16 protein-coding genes are annotated in these 24156 nt (G+C 60.0%); 10 read left to right on the top strand and 6 right to left on the bottom strand.

The genetic code is table 11. The features are described from left to right. Nucleotides 1–111 precede the first annotated feature (111 nt). The 4 genes from ACYQ2I_RS15410 to ACYQ2I_RS15395 all read right to left on the bottom strand — a co-directional run bounded on the left by ACYQ2I_RS15410 (nucleotide 112) and on the right by ACYQ2I_RS15395 (nucleotide 3775). A complete protein-coding gene (locus ACYQ2I_RS15410; protein ID WP_460167920.1) occupies nucleotides 112–510 on the bottom strand; it encodes a nucleotide pyrophosphohydrolase in 399 nt (132 codons plus the stop codon). Between the two features lie 137 nt (nucleotides 511–647). After that, nucleotides 648–2063: a sulfatase gene (locus tag ACYQ2I_RS15405; protein ID WP_460167919.1), complete on the bottom strand. Its 1416-nt coding sequence runs from the start codon at nucleotides 2061–2063 to the stop codon at nucleotides 648–650. Nucleotides 2064–2177: 114 nt separating this feature from the next. Beyond that, nucleotides 2178–2750: a DJ-1/PfpI family protein gene (locus tag ACYQ2I_RS15400; protein WP_460167918.1), complete on the bottom strand. Its 573-nt coding sequence runs from the start codon at nucleotides 2748–2750 to the stop codon at nucleotides 2178–2180. A 203-nt stretch (nucleotides 2751–2953) separates the two neighbouring features. Further along, nucleotides 2954–3775: an SGNH/GDSL hydrolase family protein gene (locus ACYQ2I_RS15395; RefSeq protein ID WP_460167917.1), complete on the bottom strand. Its 822-nt coding sequence runs from the start codon at nucleotides 3773–3775 to the stop codon at nucleotides 2954–2956. 399 nt (nucleotides 3776–4174) lie between these two features. Between ACYQ2I_RS15395 and ACYQ2I_RS15390 the strand changes: the two genes are divergently transcribed. After that, on the top strand, nucleotides 4175–5578 hold the full coding sequence (locus ACYQ2I_RS15390) for a sugar porter family MFS transporter (protein WP_460167916.1): 1404 nt from the start codon (nucleotides 4175–4177) through the stop codon (nucleotides 5576–5578). Nucleotides 5579–5652: 74 nt separating this feature from the next. Here ACYQ2I_RS15390 and ACYQ2I_RS15385 read toward each other — a convergent pair whose 3' ends face one another. Then, nucleotides 5653–5976 (bottom strand): DUF6793 family protein, encoded by a 324-nt coding sequence (locus tag ACYQ2I_RS15385; protein ID WP_460167915.1) that lies wholly within the window; start codon nucleotides 5974–5976, stop codon nucleotides 5653–5655. Nucleotides 5977–6420: 444 nt separating this feature from the next. Between ACYQ2I_RS15385 and carB the strand changes: the two genes are divergently transcribed. From carB to ACYQ2I_RS15350, 7 genes are all read left to right on the top strand, one after another. Continuing rightward, the gene (gene carB, locus ACYQ2I_RS15380) at nucleotides 6421–9687 is read left to right on the top strand and encodes a carbamoyl-phosphate synthase large subunit (protein ID WP_460167914.1); all 3267 of its coding nucleotides are present in this window, start codon (nucleotides 6421–6423) and stop codon (nucleotides 9685–9687) included. A gap of 90 nt (nucleotides 9688–9777) precedes the next feature. After that, nucleotides 9778–11289: a sulfatase family protein gene (locus ACYQ2I_RS15375; RefSeq protein ID WP_460167913.1), complete on the top strand. Its 1512-nt coding sequence runs from the start codon at nucleotides 9778–9780 to the stop codon at nucleotides 11287–11289. A gap of 78 nt (nucleotides 11290–11367) precedes the next feature. Beyond that, complete coding sequence (locus tag ACYQ2I_RS15370) at nucleotides 11368–12747, top strand: hypothetical protein (protein WP_460167912.1); 1380 nt, start codon at nucleotides 11368–11370, stop codon at nucleotides 12745–12747. Nucleotides 12748–13027: 280 nt separating this feature from the next. Continuing rightward, entirely contained in the window at nucleotides 13028–14761 is a 1734-nt protein-coding gene (locus ACYQ2I_RS15365; RefSeq protein WP_460167911.1) for an NADPH-dependent assimilatory sulfite reductase hemoprotein subunit, read from the top strand. Nucleotides 14762–15024: 263 nt separating this feature from the next. Continuing rightward, nucleotides 15025–16833 carry an arylsulfatase gene (locus ACYQ2I_RS15360; protein ID WP_460167910.1) on the top strand — a complete coding sequence of 603 codons (1809 nt, stop codon included), beginning with the start codon at nucleotides 15025–15027 and terminating at the stop codon, nucleotides 16831–16833. Between the two features lie 99 nt (nucleotides 16834–16932). Next, a complete protein-coding gene (locus ACYQ2I_RS15355) occupies nucleotides 16933–18468 on the top strand; it encodes a sulfatase family protein (RefSeq protein ID WP_460167909.1) in 1536 nt (511 codons plus the stop codon). Between the two features lie 434 nt (nucleotides 18469–18902). Continuing rightward, the gene (locus tag ACYQ2I_RS15350) at nucleotides 18903–19904 is read left to right on the top strand and encodes an exonuclease/endonuclease/phosphatase family protein (RefSeq protein WP_460167908.1); all 1002 of its coding nucleotides are present in this window, start codon (nucleotides 18903–18905) and stop codon (nucleotides 19902–19904) included. 134 nt (nucleotides 19905–20038) lie between these two features. Here the strand turns inward: ACYQ2I_RS15350 and ACYQ2I_RS15345 are convergent, their stop codons facing one another. Beyond that, complete coding sequence (locus ACYQ2I_RS15345) at nucleotides 20039–20671, bottom strand: response regulator (RefSeq protein WP_460167907.1); 633 nt, start codon at nucleotides 20669–20671, stop codon at nucleotides 20039–20041. A 513-nt stretch (nucleotides 20672–21184) separates the two neighbouring features. Between ACYQ2I_RS15345 and ACYQ2I_RS15340 the strand changes: the two genes are divergently transcribed. Continuing rightward, nucleotides 21185–22564, top strand: coding sequence for a sigma-54-dependent transcriptional regulator (locus ACYQ2I_RS15340; RefSeq protein ID WP_460167906.1), 1380 nt, complete (start codon nucleotides 21185–21187; stop codon nucleotides 22562–22564). 364 nt (nucleotides 22565–22928) lie between these two features. Continuing rightward, nucleotides 22929–24032: a prenyltransferase/squalene oxidase repeat-containing protein gene (locus ACYQ2I_RS15335; RefSeq protein ID WP_460167905.1), complete on the top strand. Its 1104-nt coding sequence runs from the start codon at nucleotides 22929–22931 to the stop codon at nucleotides 24030–24032. The last annotated feature ends 124 nt before the right edge of the window (nucleotides 24033–24156 follow it).

The following is a 24156-nucleotide window of genomic DNA, read 5'->3' as shown; positions in this document are numbered from 1 at the left end:
CGCCGCAGCAAGACGAGTCGTCGAGTCGGCCCTCGATGAGCGTGCACGATTTCGGACGCCGATAAGTCCGCGATGCGCTCATTGCCGGCCGCGGGCGAGTGCCACAGCCGACTATTCAGACGGCGATCGAATGGAAGGATCGTCCGGTCCGAAGTAGCCGCGGTACTTTTCGACCGGATATTTCGCGGCATTCTTTTTCAGTTTCGCTGCGACGGTCGAGGCGATGTCGATCTGTAGTCGATTGGCCAATGCGAACGCATAACACAGGACGTCGGCCAACTCTTCTCCGACGGCTTCTTTTTTCACGGCGTCGCGTGCGATCACGTCGGATTGCTCCGGTGTGAGCCACTGGAAATGTTCCATCAGCTCGGCCGCTTCGATCGCCAACGACATGGCCAGGTTTTTGGGCGTGTGGAAGCGCCCCCAGTCGCGCTGATCGGCGAATTCGGCCACGGCTTGCCGAAGTCGTGCAACGGGGGTGTTGTCGTCGGAAAGGTCGAATTCGTTCATGGTACGCACCGGCCGATTGACGGAAGATCGAGGAACGGAGGTGTCATCGCGGCGGCGTCCTCACACCGTCGGCGAATCGTGTGTAATCGTACCCGATCGCTCCGGCGTGCGGCAGTGGCGGTGACAGGCGGCGACACTCATTTTGCCTGTTGTTCGGCCTTGGGCGGAATCGGTCGCTGCGGCCCCTCGCCGTACATTCGATGCAGCGGTGCCGCCAACGTGTCGATGAGTGAGCGGTATTGCGGATCGTCGGCTAGATTGTGCCATTCGCCCGGATCCTGCCGGTGATCGTACAACTCGACACCGGCGGCGCCGTCGTTCCACAACACCAATCGCCAACGATCGGTACGCACCGAATAGCCGGGATAGGGGTTTTGTGAGAAGGCAGCCTCTTTGCCCGGTAATGTCGGATCATCGAGCAGCGCGGCGAAACTCTTGCCGTCCAAGCGGTGGTCGGTTTCGGGGAGTCCGCAAAGCTCCTGCAAAGTCGGAAAAATATCGACGAACTCGACGATCGACGCGCAAGGTTTTCCGGCGGCTTTCATGCCCGGCTTCCACACCAAAAGCGGCGTGCGGGCGGAGTATTCGAACAGGGTATTCTTGTTCCACCAACCGCGTTCACCCAGATGGTAACCGTGGTCGGCAATGAATACGACGATGGTATCGTTCCACAAGTCTTGGCGATCCAACTCGGCCGCTACCTTGCCCCACTGGGCGTCGGTAAAGCTGGTGCACGCATAATACGCGCGGAGAAACTCGCGTTTTTCGCGGTCGGTGAATTTGGCGAACTCACGTTTCCATCCCCCCAACGCGGCGTCGAGCGTGGGCGACATGTCGTCGGGATCGCGGTGAATACGGATCGACTCGGGCGGATACAGGTCGAAGTACTTCTTCGGTGCGACGAACGGGTCGTGCGGCTTGTGGAATCCCAACGCGAGGAAGAAAGGTTTATCCTTGGGGCGGTTTGCGAGAAACTCGGTGCCGAAGCGGGCGATCTGGCCGTCAGGCTGGTCTTCGTCGTCGCCTTCGGCCATTCCCCACCAACACCATCGGACACGGCCGTCGGTGAGATTGCGTTTGATCTTGCAGCGACCTTCGGGGGTGGTCTTCAATCCGGCGGTCAAGTCCCAGGTGGCGGCATCGTCGTCGGGATCGTGCCCGTGAAAGATCTTGCCGCAGCCGGCGGTAAAATAGCCCGCCCGACGAAAGAGCTGCGGCAGCGTTTCAATCTCGGGCAGCATCTGCCGGTAATAGACGTTGTTGCTGTAGACCCGCGTGCGATTGGGACGCATGCCGGTCAGAAAGGACGTCCGACTCGGATTGCAGAAAGTCATCTGTACGTATGCCCGATCGAACCGCATGCCGCGCTCGGCCAACCGATCGATATTGGGCGAATGGATGTGATCGCAACCGTAACATCCCAGCTCGGGACGCAAGTCGTCGACGATCACCAAGACGACGTTCGGACGCTCCGTCGATTCGGCAGCAAAGGTAGGAGTAATCGCGGCGACGCCGGTGAAAATCACGGACAATACGGCAAGGCGAAGCGACATGGGGGAGCCCTCGCGGGAATTTGGAAGGATGAAATCATGAGGCGACCGAGAGACGCACGGCACGTCTCTCGGTCGATGTCGGTCGTCGTCGCACTTCCCCCGCCCGCCGCTTGACTACAGGGTGATTTGCGTGCCGAGGACTTTCAAGAATTTGGAGAGCCATTCGGGATGCGCGGGCCAGGCCGGCGCAGTGACGAGTTTACCGTCGACCAAGGCGCGATCGAGCGGAATCTCGATGTACTCGCCTCCGGCCGCCGTCACTTCGGGACCGACCGCCGGATACGCACTGCACTTGCGACCTTTCAGCACACCGGCCGCAGCGAGCAGTTGCGGACCGTGACAGACTGCGGCGATCGGCTTGTCGTTTTCGGCAAAGTGCTTGACGATCTCGATGACGCGAGGATTCAGCCGAAGGTACTCCGGTGCGCGGCCGCCGGGAATCAGCAGCGCGTCGTATCCGGCCGGATCGACTTCGTCGAAGGTCGCATTGAGCGTGAAGTTGTGGCCTCGTAACTCGCAATACGTCTGGGCGCCGTCGAAGTCGTGCACGGCCGTGCGGACTTGTTCTCCTGCTTTCTTGCCGGGACACACGGCATCGACCGAATGGCCCACCGTTTGCAGCGTTTGGAACGGCACCATGCATTCGTAGTCTTCGACGTAATCTCCGACGAGCATCAGAATACGCATGAGACGGCCTCCTGTTCGTGTTTTCCTGGGAATCGGATATCCCGTTGCGACCTTGCGACAACGGTGGAAACGACCGGCCGGCGGCAGAAACTCGAACGGCCGCGCGGCGCGTCGTTCGGCCGTATTATACGAAAGCGAATCGACCTTCGTCGATCGGCGGTCGAGCAACGAGACGGATCGGCCTCGGCCTGCAACGGCCTTGCCTACGGCTGTTGCTCCGTTTTCGGGGCGAAGTAGCGTTCAAGAATGCGGCCGAGGATCGCCTCGCCCTTGGCGTTCGCGTGGATGTAATCACGCTTGAACCAGTGGATGTCTTCGCCGCACGTGCGCAAGTAGCGTCCCCAGGGACCGGTCATGTCGAGAAATTCGACTTGTTCTTCTTCGGCCAGTCGTTTGAGGCGGGCGCGAAAGCTGTCGTCGTCGGGCACTTCGTACGACCAGGCGGGATCGTCGCGAGGATCCGTCGGCCCGAACACCGGCGTCATCAGAAGGATTTCGGGATCCGGATCCAGCGCCTCGCGAACCTGCCGAATCACGGCGCGAATCGACTCGATATCGTTGCGGTGGCTGATACCCCCGATCATCAACAAGTCGGGTTTGTGCCGCAAAACGTACGCCTCGAGTTGCTCGGGATCGCGGTAGTACCAGCAGCCGGTCGAACCGCGGACGGAGTTGACTTTCTCGATCCGGCAGCGGGGATACATCCGCTCGACCAGTTTTTCCCAGCCCGATCGACTCGTGTCGTTGACGATGCTGTCGCCGAGCATGACGACCTTCAGCTTGGGCCCGCATCGTAAGCGATCGATCGTTCGCGAAAGACGTTGCCACCGATCGGCGGGCGGATCGTACTCGAGCGGCTGCATGTCGGCGTAGATTGCGTCGATGCGACGAAGCGTCGGGTCGTCCTCGTCCGCACCGCGAGCACTGAGCCACCCGACGAAGACGAACTCGCCGGCAAGCATCAACGTGAGCAGCAACACGAGGACCGGCCGATACGTCGACTTAGGCTTCGAATCCAGAGGCATAAACAGGAACCCTTGTGCGTCTCCGAACGCTAAACGCTGTAAGAACTGCGTGCAACCGTCCGACGGTCGTTTGCCCCTAGACCTCTTCTCGAAGCAGCAATGGCCGTGGTGTTCCGGTCAGAACGACGCAAGAGAACTCAGCCTGCGGCCGATATGCATCGTCGTTTGTCTAATGAGTGTAGCCCGTCGTTGTCTTGTCGACAATATCCGACCGCCGTTCGGGTGTGGGCGTGTCCCCCGTGGTCGATCACTTGTGTCGGCGGTCGTCCGAGTTACGATAGAGGCCGTTCACGTCCTGCCGAGCGTCGGTGTCTCCCCGCGACTTCGTAGCTTGGATGCCGGTTTTGTGCACCGAAAAGAAACGGTGCACACACGCCGCTTTGATTCGGAGAGGATTCGATGTCTACACCGGATGCCGACGGCCGTAATTCGAGCGGAGCACCTGCTCAGGATTCGGGAAGTTTCAGCTACGTATTGCTCTTGGCCGGTGTGGCCGCATTGGGCGGCCTGTTGTTCGGATACGATACCGCCGTGATCGCGGGGGCCATCGGCTATCTGAAGCAGTTCATGGCGCTGACTGAGGACGGCGAAGGGTGGGCCGTGGCGAACGTCCTTTTGGGCTGTGCCGTGGGAGCGGCGTTCATCGGCCCCCTGGCCGATCGCTTCGGTCGCAAACGCATGCTGATCCTGACGGCGGTGTTGTTCGCCGTCTCGGCGGTGGCTTCGGCATTTCCGAATACGTTGTGGCCGTTCGTGTTTGCCCGCATGCTGGGCGGTTTGGCCGTCGGGGCGGCGGCATTGCTGTCTCCGGCTTACATTGCCGAAGTGGCGCCCGCCCGCTTGCGAGGAAGCCTGGTGACGTTGTGCCAAATCGCGATCATCTCGGGCATGCTGGTGGTGTCGATCGTGAATTGGCAGATCGCCCGCGCCGGAGACGAGGCCTGGAACGTCGCTGTCGGCTGGCGTTGGATGTTTGCCTCGGAAACCCTTCCGGCGATCTTCTTTTTCGTATGTCTGCTGTTCGTGCCGGAAAGTCCCCGTTGGTTGGTCAAACGAGGACGGCTCGACGAGGCACGCCGCGTGTTGGCTCGAGTGTCGGGGGCTTCGGCGGCCGATCGGGAAATCGCCGAAATCGAAGAAGCGATGAACGCCGAGCAAGGAACGTGGCGAGAACTGCTTTCTCCCGGTTATCGCACGATTCTCTGGTTGGCGATCGCCTTGGCCGTGTTACAGCAAGTGACCGGCATCAATGCGATCGTTTACTACACACCGAAAATCTTCGCCAGCGCGGGGGCCAGCGATACCACGGCCCTGCTGCGCACGGCGGTCATGCAAGGAGTGAACTTGGCGGTGACGGTCGTCGCCTTGCTGGTGATCGATCGGTTGGGCCGCAAGCCGCTTTTGTTGTGTACGTCGGCGGCCATGTTTCTTGCGCTGGCATTTTTGGCCGGGGTATTCGCCGTGCAGCCGTCGCCGAACCTGGTGTTCATCGGCGTATTGGCCTACATCGCCGCATTCGCGATCGGCATGGGGCCTGTGGTGTGGGTGGTGCTGGCCGAGATCTTTCCGAACCGTACGCGAGGACAAGCAATGGGAATCGCTACCGTGGCCCTGTGGTTGGCCGACTTTCTCGTCAGCCAGACGGCACCGATGCTCTACGAGAGGGCCGGGCCGAGCACGGCCTTCGGCTTATACGCGATCATGTGCGTGGTTTCGTTCGTGGTCGTGGCGAAATTCCTGCCCGAAACACGCGGAAGAACCTTGGAAGAAATCGAACGTGAGCTGCTGTTTCAGCGCGATTGATCGACCGCGCGCGATCGCATGTTACGCGCTGCGGCGATGAGGGTAGTTCATACGTTCCGGCGGCTGCCGGTCGGTCACCAGCCCATCACCATGTTCGACTCGATCACTTTTTTGGCCCGTTCGAGGTCGGTGCCGGTTTCCTGCATATATAAACGAATCGCGTGGACTTTGTCGCCGGCCGCCTTGGCGAGACATTCGCGGGCGACATTGCAGGGGTCGAACGTGCCGGTGATACCGAGGGCCGCTTTGGAGATGACCCACGTGTCGCGCGGGCGCTTCGTGGTTCGCACGATCTGCTCGTGGGGATAGTTTTCTTGAACGACCGCCTTGGCGGCGTGTTCGTCTTCGGCCCATGTGATAACGATATGAGACTGCGTCTCAATCTCGAAGAGCGGCATCGTCCTGCTCCATCTTGATCTTACTGGCTCGTGCGGGGCATAACCGGTACGCCTACGTTTCGGGCATCGGAGGCACCGGGGCCCAGGGCTGCCTTTGATTCTATCCCGCAATACGAAGCTCGAAAAGGCGATCAGCCGGCACGCAATGCCGGGACGGCATCGCTCGGACGACGCCTGATACCGTTTGCGACCTTGCCGATCGTTTCCCCTTATTGAGGGGGAACGGGTTGAATCGGGCGCCGAATCAGTGATAACATGGTGAGATTTTATACCCGCGCGGGCGGTACGGCGGCTGGCCTGTTTCCGGCTTGGGGCCCTCCGGTTCACTTGATCGAGGGGGTTGCGCTCCAATGAGGGTGGCCGTCGAAAAGGGAGTGTCTGCGCGTAGCCCTGCGACGTGTCCTACTTCGGAATCGGCCTTCGAACGAACAAAGGTTATTCACGGTGCCACGACGAACCGACATCCATCGCATTCTGCTCATCGGGTCCGGACCGATCGTCATCGGGCAGGCCTGCGAATTCGACTATTCGGGAACGCAGGCGTGTAAGGCATTGCGGGAAGAGGGATACGAGGTCGTCCTCGTCAACTCGAATCCCGCCACGATCATGACCGATCCCGAGATGGCCGATCGAACCTACATCGAGCCGTTGGAGTGGGAGACGGTCGCCAAGATCATCGAAAGGGAACGTCCCGACGCATTGCTACCCACCTTGGGAGGGCAAACCGGACTCAATCTGGCGATGGATCTCGTCCATCACGGCGTGCTCGATCAATACGGGGTCGAGATGATCGGCGCCAAGGCCGACGTCATTGCCAAGGCCGAAGAACGGGACCAGTTCCGCCTGGCGATGGAAAAAATCGGCCTCGACGTGTGCCGGGGCGAGACGGTCCACAACCTCGACGAAGCGCACAAGCTGCTGGAAGAAATCGGCTTGCCGTGCGTGGTGCGCCCGAGTTTCACCTTGGGCGGGACGGGGTCCAGCATTGCATACAATCGACAACAGTTCGACGAACTCGTCAGCCGCGGGCTCGCCGCCTCACCGATTAACGAAGTGCTTCTGGAAGAGTCGGTCATCGGCTGGAAAGAGTTCGAGATGGAGGTCATGCGCGACGGCGACGACAACGTCGTCATCATTTGCTCCATCGAAAACTTCGACCCGATGGGCGTGCATACCGGCGATTCGATCACCGTCGCGCCCGCCCAAACGCTGACCGACAAAGAATACCAGCGGATGCGCGACGCCTCGATCGCCGTGATTCGCGAGATCGGTGTCGATACGGGCGGATCGAACATTCAGTTTGCGATTCATCCGCAGACCGGTCGCATGGTCGTCATCGAGATGAATCCGCGGGTGAGCCGATCGAGTGCGTTGGCCTCGAAGGCGACCGGTTTTCCCATCGCGAAGATTGCCGCCAAGTTGGCCGTCGGCTACCGCCTGCATGAATTGGCCAACGACATTACCCGCGAAACGAAGGCCTGCTTCGAGCCGACGATCGACTACGTCGTCACGAAGGTGCCGCGGTTTGCCTTCGAAAAATTCGCCGAGGCCGATCCAATCTTGACGACGCAGATGAAAAGCGTCGGTGAAACGATGGCCATCGGTCGCACGTTCAAAGAATCGCTGCAAAAGGCCTTGCGCGGCTTGGAGGTCGGTTCGTTCGGCCTGGGGTGCGACGGCAAAGACCTTTGGGGCACGCCGCAGCAACCCTCGATCGACGAAATTCGCCACAAGCTTTCACATCCCAACTCGCAGCGGATCTGGTACATCCGCTACGCGATGAAGGCGGGTATGTCGCTCGACGAAATCCACGAACTGACGGCCATCGATCCGTGGTTCCTGGAAAATATCCGCCAGATCGTCGACATGGAAGAGAAGCTGCGGACGTACCGGCATATCGACGAGGTCGACGACGAACTGTTGCGCGAAGCCAAGCGGTACGGGTTTTCGGATCGCCAGTTGGGCCACTTGTGGAACATGGGCGAAATGGAGGTCCGTCGCAAGCGGAAAGAACGCGGGATCGTGCCCGTGTTCAAGGCCGTCGATACCTGTGCCGCCGAGTTCGAGGCCTACACGCCGTACTACTATTCGACTTACGAGGACGAAGATGAAACACCGCCGAAGAAGCCCGACAAGAAACGAATCATGATTCTCGGCGGCGGCCCGAACCGAATCGGCCAGGGTATCGAGTTCGACTACTGTTGCTGCCATGCCAGCTTCGCCTTGCGCGAGTTGGGCATGGAGTCGGTGATGGTCAACTCGAACCCGGAAACCGTCAGTACCGACTACGATACCAGCGACATCTTGTTCTTCGAGCCGCTCACGTGTGAGGATGTTCTCAACATCCAGGACCGCATCCAAGCCGACGGCGTGATCGTGCAGTTCGGCGGTCAAACACCGCTGAATTTGTCGCGTGCACTGCAAACCGCGGGCGTGCCCATCGTCGGGACGAGCGTCGATACGATCGAAGACGCCGAAGACCGCGAAAAATTCGCGAAGTTGTTGGACCGCGTCGGCCTGAAGCAGCCGCCCAATGCCATCGCCAAGACGATGGACGAAGCCCTGGCCGCCGTCGAGCAGGTCGGTTTTCCCGTCCTGGTGCGACCGAGTTTCGTGCTCGGCGGTCGGGCGATGGAAATCTGCTACGACATGAACCAGTTCCGGAAGTTCGTGACCGAGGCGTTCCTGGCGGCCGAGGGGCAACCCGTTCTCATCGACCAATTCTTGGAAGACGCCATCGAAGTCGACGTCGATGCCATCGCCGACGGTGAACAAGTATTGGTGGCGGGCGTGATGGAGCACATCGAAGAAGCAGGCGTGCACTCCGGCGATTCGGCGTGCGCGATTCCGCCTTACAGCCTGCCCGGTCCGATCGTGCAGGAAATCAAGGAAGCCACCTACGCCTTGGCAAAGGCGTTGAACGTGCGCGGGTTGATGAACGTGCAATACGCCGTGAAACGGGGCAAAGAAACGCGTCCGCAAGTCTACGTGCTCGAGGTCAACCCGCGTGCCAGCCGAACCGTGCCGTTCGTGTCGAAAGCCGTCGGCTGCCCGTTGGCCAAGGCGGCGGCAAAAGTGATGGTCGGCGTTTCGCTGGCCGCGCAAGGATGGCTCAAAGAGCCGGTGCCGTCGAACGTGTCCGTGAAAGAGGCCGTCTTCCCCTTCGTCAAGTTCTCCGGGGTCGACATCGTACTCGGTCCCGAGATGAAGTCGACCGGCGAGGTGATGGGCATCAGCAGTCGATTTTCGATCGCCTTCGCCAAGAGTCAGATTGCGGCGGGGACCGTTTTGCCGAGGGAAGGAACGATTTTCCTGAGCGTTGCCGACCGGGCGAAAGACCAGATCGTGAACCTGGCCCGCCGTCTGGAAAAAATGGGCTATCGCATCATTTCGACGAAGGGAACGGCGGCCCGGCTGGAAGAAGCCGGCGTCAAGGTGGAACGGGTCAAGAAAATCAAGGAAGGCCATCCCAACGTGCTCGATGTGATGCTCGACGGGAAGACCCAACTGGTGATCAACACGCCGAGCGGACGCGGTGCTCGAACGGACGAAGGCCGCATCCGCGCGATGGCCGTCGCGTTGGGAATTCCCTGCATCACGACCGTTCAGGCCGCCGAAGCCGCCGTGCTGGCGATGGAGTCGATGCGAAACGAGTCGTTCACCGTCCAGGCGGTCCAAGATCGATTCCCCGAGTACGGCGTGCCGCGGTGAACTCTGTCGATTATAATGCAGCGGTCGTTACGGCGGACGGCTTTTCCCGCCGTGCTCCATCGCTCTATGGTTTCGACGGAGGTCCCCCCGATGGTTTTTCGACCGCGTTGGTTGCCGGCTTGCATCTGTGCGGCACTATGTCTAGTCGGTGAAGGCACGGCGGTAAGCGATGAACCGACCGAGGATGTACGTCGTCCGAACTTCATCGTGTTTCTGATGGACGATGTCGGCTACGGCGACATCGGCGTGCAGGGAGCGAAAGGTTTTCAGACGCCGAACATCGACCGCATGGCCGCCGAGGGAATGCGGTTCACGGATTTCTATGTCCATCCGGTGTGCGGCGTGACGCGCGCGGCCTTGATGACCGGTTGCTACGCGATGCGCGTCGGCGAGGTCGGCAACGTCAAGCATCAGCATCCGGTCTTGCATCCGCAGGAAATCACCGTCGCCGAGCTGCTCAAACAAGCCGGCTATGCGACGGCCCTCATCGGCAAGTGGCATCTTGCCGGCGAACACCGTCCGGGGACGTGGCCGAAAGAACTCATGCCCAACGCGCAGGGGTTCGACTATTGGTTCGGGACTCCGTCGCATAACGGAACGACTCGCACGATCGAAGCCGGACGCTATCGCGCCCAGCTCATGCGCAATATGGAAACACTCGATCCCTCGATCGACCAGTCCGAAATGGACATGCTCACTCGTCGCTACACGCAAGAGGCGGTGACTTGGATTCGGGAACATCGCGACGAACCGTTTTTTCTGTACGTGGCCCACAACATGGCGCACGTCGTGCTGGGGGCGAGTCCCGAGTTCCGCGGCAGCTCCGACCGCGGGCTGTACGGCGACGTGATGCAAGAGTTGGATTGGTCGCTCGGTGAAATACTGAACACGTTGCGCGAATTGAAGATCGACCGGAATACGCTCGTCGTCTTAGCCTCGGACAACGGACCGTGGGTCGAAAAACACCTGGCCGGCAAAACGCCCAAGGACGACCATTACGGTCGCGCGACGCCTTTGCGCGGATACAAGATGACGACCTGGGAAGGCGGGGTTCGCGTGCCGTGCATCTTTTGGATGCCGCAGACCGTGCCCGCCGGCGTCGTGTGCCGGGAACCTGTCGCCGTGTTCGATTTGTTTCCTACCTTTGCGGCCATGGCCGGCGCGGCGATTCCGGGCGATCGCGTCATCGACGGACGCGATCTGACGCCTTTGTTGACGGGAAGGCCCGGTGCGACCTCGCCGCACGAGGCAATCTATTATTACTCTTTCGTGCACTTACAAGCCGTGCGCAGCGGGCGCTGGAAGCTCGTGTTGCCCCGACCGAAGAATCCCCCTTGGACCGGTTGGTCCGCCCGCATGCAGGAAGCCGTTCCGGAACCGCAGCTTTACGATTTGGTCGAAGACATCTCGGAGAAACACGACGTCGCCGCCGAGCATCCCGAGGTGGTCGACCGCTTGATGAATCTTGTCGACAAAGCCCGTGCCGAGTTGGGGGATTACGACCGCATCGGCCCGGGCCAACGATTCTTCGAACCGGGGCCGCGGCGTAGTGAGAGCCGCCGGTGGATTCAGCCGAAAACGCCGCAGGCCGCTTCGCGGTAAGCGTTCCGTTCCGGCTTTTTCGACAAACGGGAGTCTCGTAAACCGCCTTTTCTTTCGCTTGGGTTGGGGGGAATGATAATGAGCTTGCGCAGTCGGCTGGGCAGAGATCGGCATGTGGGGCGTTGCGTTGCGTTCGTCGCGATGTCTTTTGCGGCATGGACGAGCGGTCTTGAAGCGGTCGCGCTCGGCGGATCGGGGAACGTTGAATACGCCGTCGTGGCACGCCGATCTACGGTCGACGATCCACAGTGGGGACAGGTGGTCGACGTGTTGAAAGCAAAGCACGAGGCGACCGTCGTCACTTACGGTAATCTGCCGGACGAGGCGTTGCCGCAACTAAGACGGCTCATGCCTCGTTACACGTGTTTCGTCGCGCCGCCGGAAGAAGCCGGACGTCAATATGTCGCGCGGGTTCATCATGCGACGCGACAATACGACGACGATCCGTATATCGACACGTTTTGGGGAATCCTGACCGGCTACGACGCCGAGAATGCAGTTGCGATCGCCCGCGAGTCGCGGCCCTTGACGATCGAACGCGTCGCCGCCGGAACGGCCTTTGCTATGGAGTGCGTCGTCGAAGGGCAATGGTATTCCGAAAGCGAACAAAACAAGCACGTCGTGAAGGAGCGCGGGAAAGAGCCCGAACAACGGCACGGTCCCGACGACCCTACGGCCGCATTGGTGCGAGTGCTCAACGAGTACCGACCGCAAATGTTCATCACCTCGGGCCATGCGACCGAACGCGATTGGCAGATCGGCTACGCCTACCGGGCCGGGCAGTTTCGTTGCCGCGACGGCAGACTATTCGGCATCGATTTGCAAGGAAACACGTATCCGATCGATTCCCCTAATCCGAAGGTCTACTTGCCGGTCGGCAATTGTCTGATGGGGCACGTCGACAGTCGGGACGCAATGGCCTTGGCCTGGATGAACTCCGGCGGCGTTCGCCAAATGATCGGCTACACGGTGCCGACCTGGTACGGGTTCATGGGTTGGGGCGTTCTCGACTACTTCGTCAAACAACCCGGGCGGTACACGCTGGTCGAATCGTTCACGGCAAACCATCATGCGCTCACGTGGCGATTGGAGAACGAATCGCTCTCGTCGCGGGATCGGCAGGGCTTGATGTACGATCGCGATACGGTAGCGCTGTACGGCGATCCTGCCTGGGAAGCGCGCTTGGCGCCCGGGAAGTGTCCGTATTCTCTCGAGGTGGATACTATCGCAACAGGGGGAGAGATACGCTGCACGATCGAAGCGGTCGCCGCCACGAAGATCGCCCCGGGGACTCGCCCGATCGTCGTCTTCCTGCCGCAGCGGATTCGGGATCCGAAGATCATCGTCACCCCTCGCCAAGCGTCCGTCATTCTCGACGATACCGTGTTGATCCCCCTGACAGAAGGGCTCAACGAAGGCGACAGGATCAAGCTTGTCTTCACGGCGAGTGTGCTCTAACGCAAATCTTTGCGCCGCATGATCTTACACGATGCGCGAATGCCCCGTGCAGGGGCGTGCAGGGCTTTCCGTGCGCGAGGGATGTCTTGTCTCCCTGGACATGCTCGCGGGTTTGGGATACAATTTTAGGCACTAAAACAATCAACATAGTAAACTATGTCGCGGGGCTGGGTGCACGATCGGCCTCCACGACAATCGGCAATTCTTGAATTCTTGTGAGGCTCGAAACAGAACCGGTGACAGGGCGTGGCGCCGGTAGTGATCCAATCGGAGAGGAATCATGGCAGAAAAAAACGATTCGGCCCCCAAAGAAAGCGGTGTAGAGAAGATCAAGCGCGAAAGCAATTACCTGCGGGGGACGCTCGCCGAGGAATTGACGAACGACGACCCGGCCTTCTCCAGCAACTCGGTCCAAATCGTCAAGTTCCACGGGATGTATCAGCAGGACGACCGCGACCAGCGGAAACGCAAAGGACCGGACGGCAAGCCGTTGGGCAAGGCGTACTCGCTGATGGTTCGCATCAAGTTGCCGGGGGGGGCGATGACCGGCGACCAACTGCTCGCGCAGATTGCCTTGTCGGATGAACTCGGTGATACGACACTGCGCATTACCGACCGGCAAGACTTGCAGTTGCACGGAATCTTGAAGAAGAACATCAAAGCGGCCGTGCGCCGAATCAACGAGGTTCAGTTGACCACATTGGGGGCCTGCGGCGATGTGAACCGCAACCCGATGTGCTGTCCGGCACCCTTGCGGGAAGACGGTGTTCGGGATCGTTTGCAGGAGCTTGCCAAGACCCTCTCCGATCATCTTTTGCCGCAAACGACGGCCTATCACGAGGTGTGGCTGACCGACGGTGACTCGGGCGAAAAAGAGCTCGTCGGCGGCGGTTCCGAGGGGCACGAGATCGAGCCGTTGTACGGGCCGCAGTATCTGCCGCGGAAATTCAAAGTCGCCTTTGCACTACCCGACGACAACTGTACCGACGTGTTCACCAACGACGTCGGTTACGTGGCCGACGTACAAGACGGAGAAATCGTCGGTTTCCATGTGTTCGTCGGCGGGGGGATGGGCGTGACGCCCAGCAATGCAAACACATTTCCCGCTGTGGCCAAGCCGTTCGCGTACACGGCCGTCGACGAGGTCATTCCGCTGACCGAGGCGATCCTCAAAGTGCAGCGCGATTTCGGAAACCGTGCCGACCGCAAACGCGCCCGCATGAAATACCTGATTGCCGATTGGGGAATCGAACGGTTTCGGGAAAAGGTGGCCGAATATTACGGCAAGCGACCGGCCGATCCGCGACCGGTCGATGTCGTCGATGTCGAAGATCACCTTGGGCGGCATCCGCAAGGCGACGGGAAGTGGTTCTACGGCCTGTTCGTCGAGAACGGGCGGTTGCTGGATCGCGAGGGGTATACGATCAAGTCGGCGGTGCGCGAGATTTGCGAAACCCTGCGTCCGAACATCCGATTCACGCCGCATCAGAACGTTCTGTTCATCGATCTCGACGAATCGCAATTGGACGAGCTGGAGTCGATTCTCGTGCGGCACGGCGTCAAGCGATCGGAGGACATTTCGACCGTTCGACGCTGGTCGATGGCCTGTGTCGCGTTGCCGACGTGTCCGTTGGCCGTCACCGAGAGCGAGCGGGCCTTGCCGGGAATCATGGATCGCCTGGAGGCCGAGTTGGACCGTCTCGGGCTGGCCGACGAGCGATTCACCGTTCGAATGACCGGTTGTCCGAACGGTTGTGCCCGACCGTATATTGCCGATGTCGGGTTGGTGGGGCGGACGGTGGGTAAGTACACAATCTTTCTGGGCGGATCGATCCTTGGAAACCGCCTGGCCGAAAAGTACGTCGATGCCGTGCCCGAGGCCGAATTGGTCCCGCGTCTTGTGCGCGTGTTCGAACTGTTCCGCGACAAGCGTAACGACGGGGAGACGTTCGGTGATTTTTGCAACCGCCTGGGAGTCGAGGAGATCCGCCGCGCGTGCGGCGAGGAGAGCTGATCGGCTGCCGCTGATTTGAACTATGCGACATACAACGCAATCGCACCGAAAAATCCCGGTTCGATTGCGTTTTTTTGTGCAATGAATAGGTGTGCGATTGCGATTTCCCCGAAATTGGACAGCCCGTGTATACACGATTACATTGGGAACCGTCGTCCGCGGCGGGCCGCTTTTACCACGGCACCGCCGAACGGCGAAGACGCGGCACGAATCCGTGCTCCGTACTCGAATCGAAATTCCGCTTGACCGGAGGAGTCTTTCCGATGCGCGTGCAAACGATCTTCTGCGTTTCAGTGATCGCGATTGCCGTTGTATGCGGCCGAGGTATCTCTGCGGCCGAACGGATGCATCCCAATGTCGTCGTGATCTTGGCCGACGATCAGGGTTGGGGAGATGTCTCGTTGCACGGCAATACAAACTTGCGAACACCGGCGATCGACAGCCTGGGACGCGACGGAACATTGTTCGATCGCTTCTTCGTGTGCCCGGTGTGTTCGCCTACGCGGGCGGAGTTTCTGACGGGGCGTTATCACTTGCGGGGCGGCGTGCGGGGGGTATCGACCGGCGGCGAACGACTGAATCTCGACGAACGAACGATCGCCGACGTGTTCAAGGCCGCGGGATACACGACGGCTTGCTTCGGCAAATGGCACAACGGAAGCCAGTATCCGTATCATCCCAACGGCCGCGGCTTCGAGGAGTATTTCGGGTTCACCTCGGGGCATTGGGGCATGTACTTCGATCCGCCGCTGGATCACAACGGGCAGCTCGTCCAAGGCAAGGGGTACATTACCGATATCCTCACCGAAAAGGCGATGGAGTTCATCGAACAAAACCGGGAACGACCGTTCTTCTGTTACCTGGCCTACAATGTGCCTCATTCGCCGTTTGAGGTGCCCGATCGTTTCTACCGCCGCTTCGCCGGCGCCGAAATCACGATGCGAAATCGCGATCCCGAAAAGGAAGAGCTCGACAAGACGCGCGCGGCCTTGGCAATGGTCGAATGCATGGACTGGAATATCGGCCGGTTGCTCGAAACGCTTGATCGGTTGGATCTCGAACAAGACACCATCGTCGTGTATTTCTCGGACAACGGCCCCAACTCCTGGCGTTGGAACGGCGGCATGAAGGGGCGTAAAGGCTCGACCGACGAGGGCGGCGTACGCGTGCCGTTCATGATCCGCTGGTCGGGCAAAATTCCCGCAGGCAAGAAGGTACAGCAGATAGCCGGGGCGATCGACCTGCTGCCCACGCTCGCCGAATTGTGCAACGTGCGTGTTCCTACGGACCGCCCCCTGGATGGTCGCAGTCTCGTGCCGCTTTTGCTCGAGGATGAACCCGAATGGGAAGACCGGATGATCTTTTCGCACTGGGGCGGGCGTGTCAGCGTTCGCACGCAACGATTTCGCTTGGACAACAACGGGCAACTTTTCGACATGCAAAACGACCCCGGCCAAACGAAAAACGTTGCCGACGCGTTTCCCGAGGTGGCGCACAAGCTCCGCGAGGCCCTGGCCGCCTGGAAAGAAGAGATGTTGCCGCACGGTGACGACGATCGTCCTTTCCCGGTCGGCTATCGGGAGCATCCGTTTACATATCTTCCGGCGAGGGACGGGCGGCCGCACGGCGGCGTGCTGCGCAGCGCCTCGGCGCCGAACTGTTCTTTCTTCACCCACTGGACCTCGCCCGACGACGCGATGACCTGGGACGTCGACGTGCACACGGCGGGGCGATACGAGGCGGTCGTCTACTACACGTGCCCCGAAGATTCCGTCGGGTCGACGATCGAACTTCGCTTGGGAGAAGCCGCTTTGAGCGGAAAAATCCGTGAGGCTTTCGATCCGCCGCTGCGCGGGGCGGAATACGACCGCGTGCCGCGAAATCGACCGGCACCCCCGAAAGCCGGTGCGCTCGTTGCAGGCGAGTCGTACGTCAAGGATTTCAAGCCGCTGCGATTGGGTGTCTTCGAGCTGCCGGCCGGTCGCGGAACATTGACCCTTCGCGCGCTGGACGTGCCCGGAAAATCGGTTGCCGACGTTCGCATGGTCACCCTGCGCCTATTGAAGGAATAGGCACCCGCCGATTGTCGGCGAACGGGCTGCAACACGTCAGGAAACGTTTGTCCCCCCGAAAGAGTCGAATTGCATCGCAAAAACCAAGAGGTGTCGGCTATGTGTCGAGCAAATGATCGGAATCGAAACGGCGGCTTCTTTCTGTTTCTCAGTGCGATTGTTGCCGTGTGTGCAACGATCGGATGGCGATCGGCGCAGGCTGCGGAAGCCGCGGTCGACAAGCCGAACATTCTGTTCATCATGGTCGACGATCTCGGAAAAGACTGGATTAGTTGTTACGGGGCCGACAATATCGAAACACCGGTGATCGATTCGTTGGCCGCCAAAGGAATGCGATTCGAGAACGCGTGGTGCATGCCGCAGTGTACACCGACGCGGGTGACCCTGCTGACGGGCCAATATCCGTGGCGAACCGGTTGGGTCAATCACTGGGACGTTCCTCGTTGGGGGGTGGGGTACTTCGACTGGGTGGCCTACGAGTCGGTGGCCCGCGTTCTCAAAAAAGCGGGATATGCGACCGCCATCGCGGGAAAGTGGCAAATCAACGACTTCCGTCTCGAGCCGCAGGCTTTGCGCAAACACGGCTTCGACGATTGGTGCGTATGGACCGGTTACGAAGGCGGTAATCCGCCCAGCGGTCATCGCTATTGGGATCCTTACATCAACACGCCGGAAGGCAGCCGAACATACGAAGGGAAATTCGGCCCCGATTTGTACAGCGACTTTTTGTGCAAGTTCATCCGCGAGCATGCCGACGGGCCGATGTTCTTGTATTACCCGATGGTACTTACGCACGGCGGGCTGGAACCGACGCCCGACGACCCCGACATCCCCAAAGGAAAAGAATTGCATGCCGCATGCGTGCGATACGTCGACAAGTTGGTCGGTAAGATACTGGCGGCATTGGAAGACGCCGGTGTTCGCGATCGCACGATCGTCATTTTCACCTGCGACAACGGAACCGCGGGCGGCATGCTGGGGACGATCAACGGCCATCGGCCTTCCGGCGGGAAAGCCTCGAAATACGAAGGCGGTGTGTGCATGCCGTTCATCGTCAGTTGTCCGGGTGTCGTGCCCGAAGGTGTCGTTACCGACGCCTTGGTCGATTTCAGCGACCTGTTGCCCACGTTTGCCGAACTGGCCGGAGCGCCGCTTCCCGAGGGACCTTTGGACGGAAAATCGTTTGCCCCGCTTTTGCTGGGCAAAGCCGACGATTCGCCTCGCGATTGGATCTTGGCGATGGGGCACGGAGCGGCAACGACCGACTCTGAAGGCGTGCGGGGCGTTCACGACTTTGCCGATCGCGTGCTTCGCGACAAACGTTTCAAAGTGTGGGTCAATACCGAAAAGCAGATCGATCAGTTTTACGACTTGAAGAACGATCCGTGGGAGGAGCACAATTTGCTCGACGCAAACGGCAAGTTGTTGCCCGAGGCGGATACGCCCGAGGCACGCGCCGCCTTGGCCAAGTTCCGGCGGGTGGTCGAATCGATGCCCGATCGGGATGCACGCCCGCAATATCGCAAACGTCCTCCCAACCCCTGGGACGTTCCGCTGGGTAGATACGAAAAGCGATTGGAAGAGACGCGGCAGAAGGCCTCGTCGGGCGAAGCCAAACGCAAGAAAAAAACGTGAGTGATTCCACCCACGCGCGCAATCGCCGAGGATATTTTGCAACGAACCGGCATCCCGAAGCATCGTGGTGAAAACCCTTGAGTTGCGGTTCGAGGGCTGGGACAAACGATTGTCTCATCGTTGCCGGTCGCCCGGCGTATCTCTGAGGAAGTCGTGACGACCGTCAGTGAATTCGCATGATTGGGTTCGCCGGGGCGTAATCCGGCGAGCCCTTTTCGAGGAGCGTTGAGGCGATTTGCCGTCATCGCTGCGGAACGGGGAAACCTTGCCGCACGCACCGATTGGGCGGACTGGACCTGCGGTGGCGCTGTTGGCGATTCTAGGCCGAAGGATCTCGAATTCTGCGGCCCGCGTCGCCGATTCGGTGAATCACCTGCCGTTCGTCCGCCGATCAACCCGCTAGGGAACGGTATCCACAGCGGGGATGGTACGTCATGTCGCGAAAGCTTCGGATCGTCTTGATGCTGGCGGCGCTGGCCGGTGTCTGGGTCGTCTTTCCGATGGTGAAAGGCGGCACGATCGGCACATGGTGGGAGAAGACGCAGTCGTCGGCGAAACAATGGTTCACAAGCGGCGACACACCGGCGACTTCTGCGACAGAGGAAACACAAGTCGTACCGGCGATCCCGTTTCCGAAGTTGCCTCCGGCTCGACAGGTCAAAGCGATCCGCATCGCGACATTCAACGTCGTGCCTCTCGATCAAGAGAAGGTTTTGCGGCCCGGCGTGGTCAAATTGTTGGCGGAGATCGTTCGCCGGTTCGATATCACCGTGCTTCAAGGCGTCGACTGCCGCGACCGCGGCGTCATTACCTCGCTCGTCGATGAAGTGAACGCCGGAGGCCGATTGTACAGCTACGCGACGGTACCCGACCCTCGCCGGCTGACGATCGCCCGGGGCACGCTGATCTTGTTCGATCAGCAAACCGTGGTTATCGATCGGACGACCGTTTCGCCGGTCGACGATCCCGAGCGACGTTTGAGCTTCTTGCCGCTGATGGCGGCCTTTCGGACCCGCAGTGCGAACGCGGAGGAAGCCTTCACGTTTTCGTTGGTGAGCGTCCACATCGACCCGACGAAGGCGGCTCTCGAGCGGGAATTACTGGACGATATTTTTCGAGCCGTTCGGGACGACGGCCGGGGCGAAGACGACGTCGTTTTGGTCGGCGACCTGGGTAGCGATTTTCGCTACATCGATGCCTTCCGGTCGTTGCCCGACGTTGCGGCGGTGGTCGTCGGCCTGCCGACCGTACTCGACGGAAGCCGCTCTGTCGACAACATCGTGTTCGATCGTCGGGCGACGGTGGAATACAACGGTCGCTTCGGAATCATCGACTTGGTACGCGAGTTCGACATCACCCCTGAGCAGGCCCTTTCGGTTGCCGATCACCTGCCGGTGTGGGCCGAGTTCAGCGTGCGCGAAGGCGGCGACTTGTAGATCGCACCGACTGCTTTCGAAGATCGCTTCTTCCGCTTCCTCGCTTGCGCAAAAAAACGGCGTTCTCAAATCCCCTCCGAGAACGCCGACGATCTAAAGTCTGCTCATGTGCCGGTTCCGGCGCGATGAATCTTTTAGACAAGGCCTTTGCGAACGGCCCAAACAGCCGCCTGCGTGCGATCGCTGACGGCGATCTTCCGCAAGATGTTTTGCACGTGCTCTTTGACCGTTTCGACACTGATATCGAGCGACCGGCCGATTTCTTTGTTCGACAATCCAAGGGCCACGTGACGCAACACCTGCAATTCACGTTGGGTCAGCGGCACGCTGTCGTCGTCGATGGTGGCGCGGGTCTGCATGGCATCGGCCACCCGGCGCAACTCGCCGGTGTGGGTCGGACCTTGCCCCGCCATTACGGCACGAATCGTATTGATGATCTCCTCGCGAGACGAGCCCTTGAGCACGTAGTCTCGGGCACCGAGCGCGGCCGAGCGAGCGACGTAAGTGGGGTTGTCGTAGGTCGAGAGGATGATCACCTTTGTTTCGATGCCTTTTTCGCGAAGCCGCTCGAGGACTTCCAGGCCATCGAGATCGGGCATGCGAATGTCGAGTAAGACGACGTCGGGCTTGGTCTGTTCGATCTTCTCGATGCATTCTGCCCCGGTGGCCGCTTCCGCAACAACCTCGATCTCCGTGCCTTTGAGAATAGCAACCAGCCCCTCACGGATCATCTGGTGGTCGTCGGCAATCAGTAGGCGAATCGACATGCCCAGTATCTCCCCTTGCCTGGACGGCAGACAGAAATGAAACAAAGGTTCCTGTACCTTTCAGCCCGATCTGCATTCGGCGACACGGGCCGTCGCAACTCTCGGCCACAATCAAGAGACGCCTAATCAACGATGAGCAACCGCCGAGACGGCCACCCTCAAGCAGGGTGGTCGGATAGGGGGAACCATCAACCCAACATGGTAAATAATAGTTCCTTGGTGGGATAAATGGTATAACTACTTGAGGGGTTGGTCGTGTAGCTCTTTTGGTGGGATAAGGATTTGCTGGCCGAAAATCACCCGCCGTTTCCCCCTGAAAAGTGGGGCCGATCAAGCTGGATTGGTGTTTCTCACGTTCTCTATCTGACGCTTTTTGACAGCGCGCCGCCTGTGACGTAGATATTTGGCGACACCCGACTTACGGGCGCGATGCCACAGAGGGACAAATCGTCGGCCGCACGATTCGATGTGAGCGGCCGAACGTCGCCGAAATGGAACACACGAGGACGGCTCATGATCAAGGGATCGCTGCTGCTGGTGGACGATGATCGCCAGATTTTGACCGCAATGGCAAGCTGGCTGCGCGAGCAGGGCTATCGTGTGGAAACAGCCGACTCGCTCGAAGCCGGCAAAGAGCGGCTCAAACGCGTCGAATTCGATGTCGCCTTGGTCGATATTCGATTGGGCGACGGCGACGGCTTCGAATTGTTGCGGTTCGCCAAACAATTTCGGCCCGACACGGCCGTCATCATGATCACCGGTTACGGCACGGTCGATACGGCCGTCGAAGCGATTCGATGCGGGGCGTTCGATTTTCTGACCAAGCCGCTGATCGACGAGGAGCTGGAAGTCGCCATCGAGCGGGCGCTCAATCAACAGAAGGTGATCGAGGAGAACAAGAACCTCAAGGCCCAGCTCGACCTCCGATTCGGGATGGACAACATCGTCGGCCGCGATCCCCGCATGCAAAAAATCTACGACGTCATCGACGCGGTCGCCGACACGAAAGCCACCGTGTTGATCACCGGCGAAAGCGGGACGGGGAAGTCGATGATCGCCCGCGCCATCCATCGCCGAAGCGGTCGCTGCGACGGCCCCTTCGTCGAGGTGGCATGCGGTGCCTTGCCCGAAACCTTGCTCGAAAGCGAACTGTTCGGTCACGTCGCCGGTGCGTTCACCGGGGCGACCGGCGATAAAATCGGTAAATTCAAGCAGGCTCACGGCGGCACCATCTTTCTGGACGAGATCGGTACGGCCACGCCCGCTATGCAGGTAAAGTTGCTGCGGGTGTTGCAGGACTATCAATTCGAACCGGTCGGCGGGACGGAAACCCACACCGTCGATGTGCGGGTGATTCTTGCCACCAACGAAGACTTGAGTAAGGCGGTTGCCGAGGGACGATTCCGCCAAGATTTGTACTATCGGATCAATGTCATCAACCTCGAATTGCCGCCTTTGCGGGAGCGGATTTCCGATATACCGCTGCTGGCCGAACATTTTCTCAAACGCATTTGTGAAGATACCGGCAAGCCGCTGAAGCGGCTCAGCGACGAAGCCTTGGCCGCCTTGCAATCGTACCGCTGGCCGGGGAACGTGAGAGAGCTCCAGAATGTTCTTGAACGGGCCGTGCTGCTCGGCCGCAGCGAGCAAATCACCTTGCAGGATTTACCGCCCGAGCTGGCGGCCTCGGCGCCCGTCGAACTCGAAGCCGGACCTGGGGCGCCGCTGAAGCAGGCGATGCAGCTTCCCGAGCGTCAGATCATTTTACAAACGCTCGAAGCGAACAATTGGAACCGCGTCGCGACGGCGAAGGCGTTGGGTATCAATCGCACGACCCTGTACAAAAAAATGCGGAAATTGAACATCGAGCCGCCCGCGCATGCTCGACGCTGAAACCGGCAAGTGAGTGGTCTCGGCGGTGAATCGTGCGTCCGCGGCGAGAGCTGTCGGTTGAATCGACAGGCTGTCGATTGCGGCACGGCTTCGGTTGAAAGGAGATTCCTTCCGCTGCGGCGGTCGCGATTTCGGGCCGCGCCGGAACTTGCCTTCCGTGCCCGATTTGGAAGCCACGATGCGTCGCTCGACGAATGTTCGGTCTCGCTTGGTCCGAAAGTTGCATTGCTCCCGGAAAATTCCCGGTCGCGGTACGCGCCGTCGCGTACAATGTGATTGCGCAGACGGCCGCCGACGAGGGACATCGAGAAGGTCGCGTTTCGAGCAAAGACAAATTCGAAAGGAAGGGGGAACCATGCGGTTCATGAATCGTCGTCTTCTGCCGGCACTGTTCGGAATTTTGGTGGGAATGATCGGCGGACAGGTCGCGACGGCGATCGGTCCCGACCCCGATGCCTACCACCGGGTGGTCGAACGCGGTCTGACGTACCTGGTCGAAAAAGGGCAGGCGCCCGACGGTTCGTTCAGCAGTCAGGCCGGTATCGGACCGACAGGGCTCGCGGTGGCCGCCATGCTGCGGAACGGGCGATCGGTCGATGATCCGGCCGTTCAGCGAGGGCTGAAATGGCTGCTCGATCATGTGCAGCAGGACGGTGGTATCTACTCCGACGGCTCGCTGTACAAGAACTACGAAACCAGCATCGCGTTGATGTGTTTATCGGAAGCTAACCGCGACGGCCGTTACGAGAAGGTCATTCGCGACGCCGAACGATTCGTCAAGGGCATTCAATGGGATGAAGGCGAAGGGAAAACGATCGCCGACCGCGAGTACGGCGGCGCAGGCTACGGCAGCCACAAGCGTCCCGATCTGTCGAACACGTCGTTCTTGATCGATGCGTTGCGCGCGTGCGGCAACGGTCCCGACGATCCTGCGATTCAAAAGGCCCTGATTTTCGTGTCGCGATGCCAGAATCTCGAAACCGAGCACAACACGACGCCGTTCGCCTCGAAGAATCCCGACGGTGGGTTTTATTACACCTGTGCCGGTGAAGGCGAGAGCAAGGCGGGAACCACTCCCAACGGCGGCCTGCGAAGTTACGCGTCGATGACCTATGCGGGCCTCAAGAGCATGATCTACGCGGGCGTGAGCAAAGACGATCCTCGTGTCAAAGCGGCGACCGAATGGATTCGCAAGTTTTACGATTTGTCGTCGAACCCGGGCATGGGCATGCAAGGACTGTACTACTATTATCACGTGTTCGCGAAGACGATGGATGCCCTTGGTGAAGACGAGTTCGTCGACGCGCAGGGGAAAAGGCATGATTGGCGCCGGGAACTGTTCGAAGTGCTGGCCGAGAAGCAACAACCCGACGGTTCCTGGGTCAACGAAGAAAGCCGTTGGCTGGAAGGGGATCCCAACCTGGTCACCTCGTATGCGCTACTGGCGCTTTCGTATTTGAAACCGTAACTTGCAATGCGGACAGCGGTGTATTAATAGAGAGGTCCGGTGCCGTTCCGGTTCCGGAAGCCGAATCCGCATCCGGCGGCCCAAAGGCGGCGGGCGACGGTTCCCAAGCGTAATCGCCCCTCGC

This window comes from Thermostilla marina (assembly GCF_054657455.1).
Note: the sequence above shows the minus strand (reverse complement) of the source record. Positions and strands in the feature narration are given on the sequence as shown.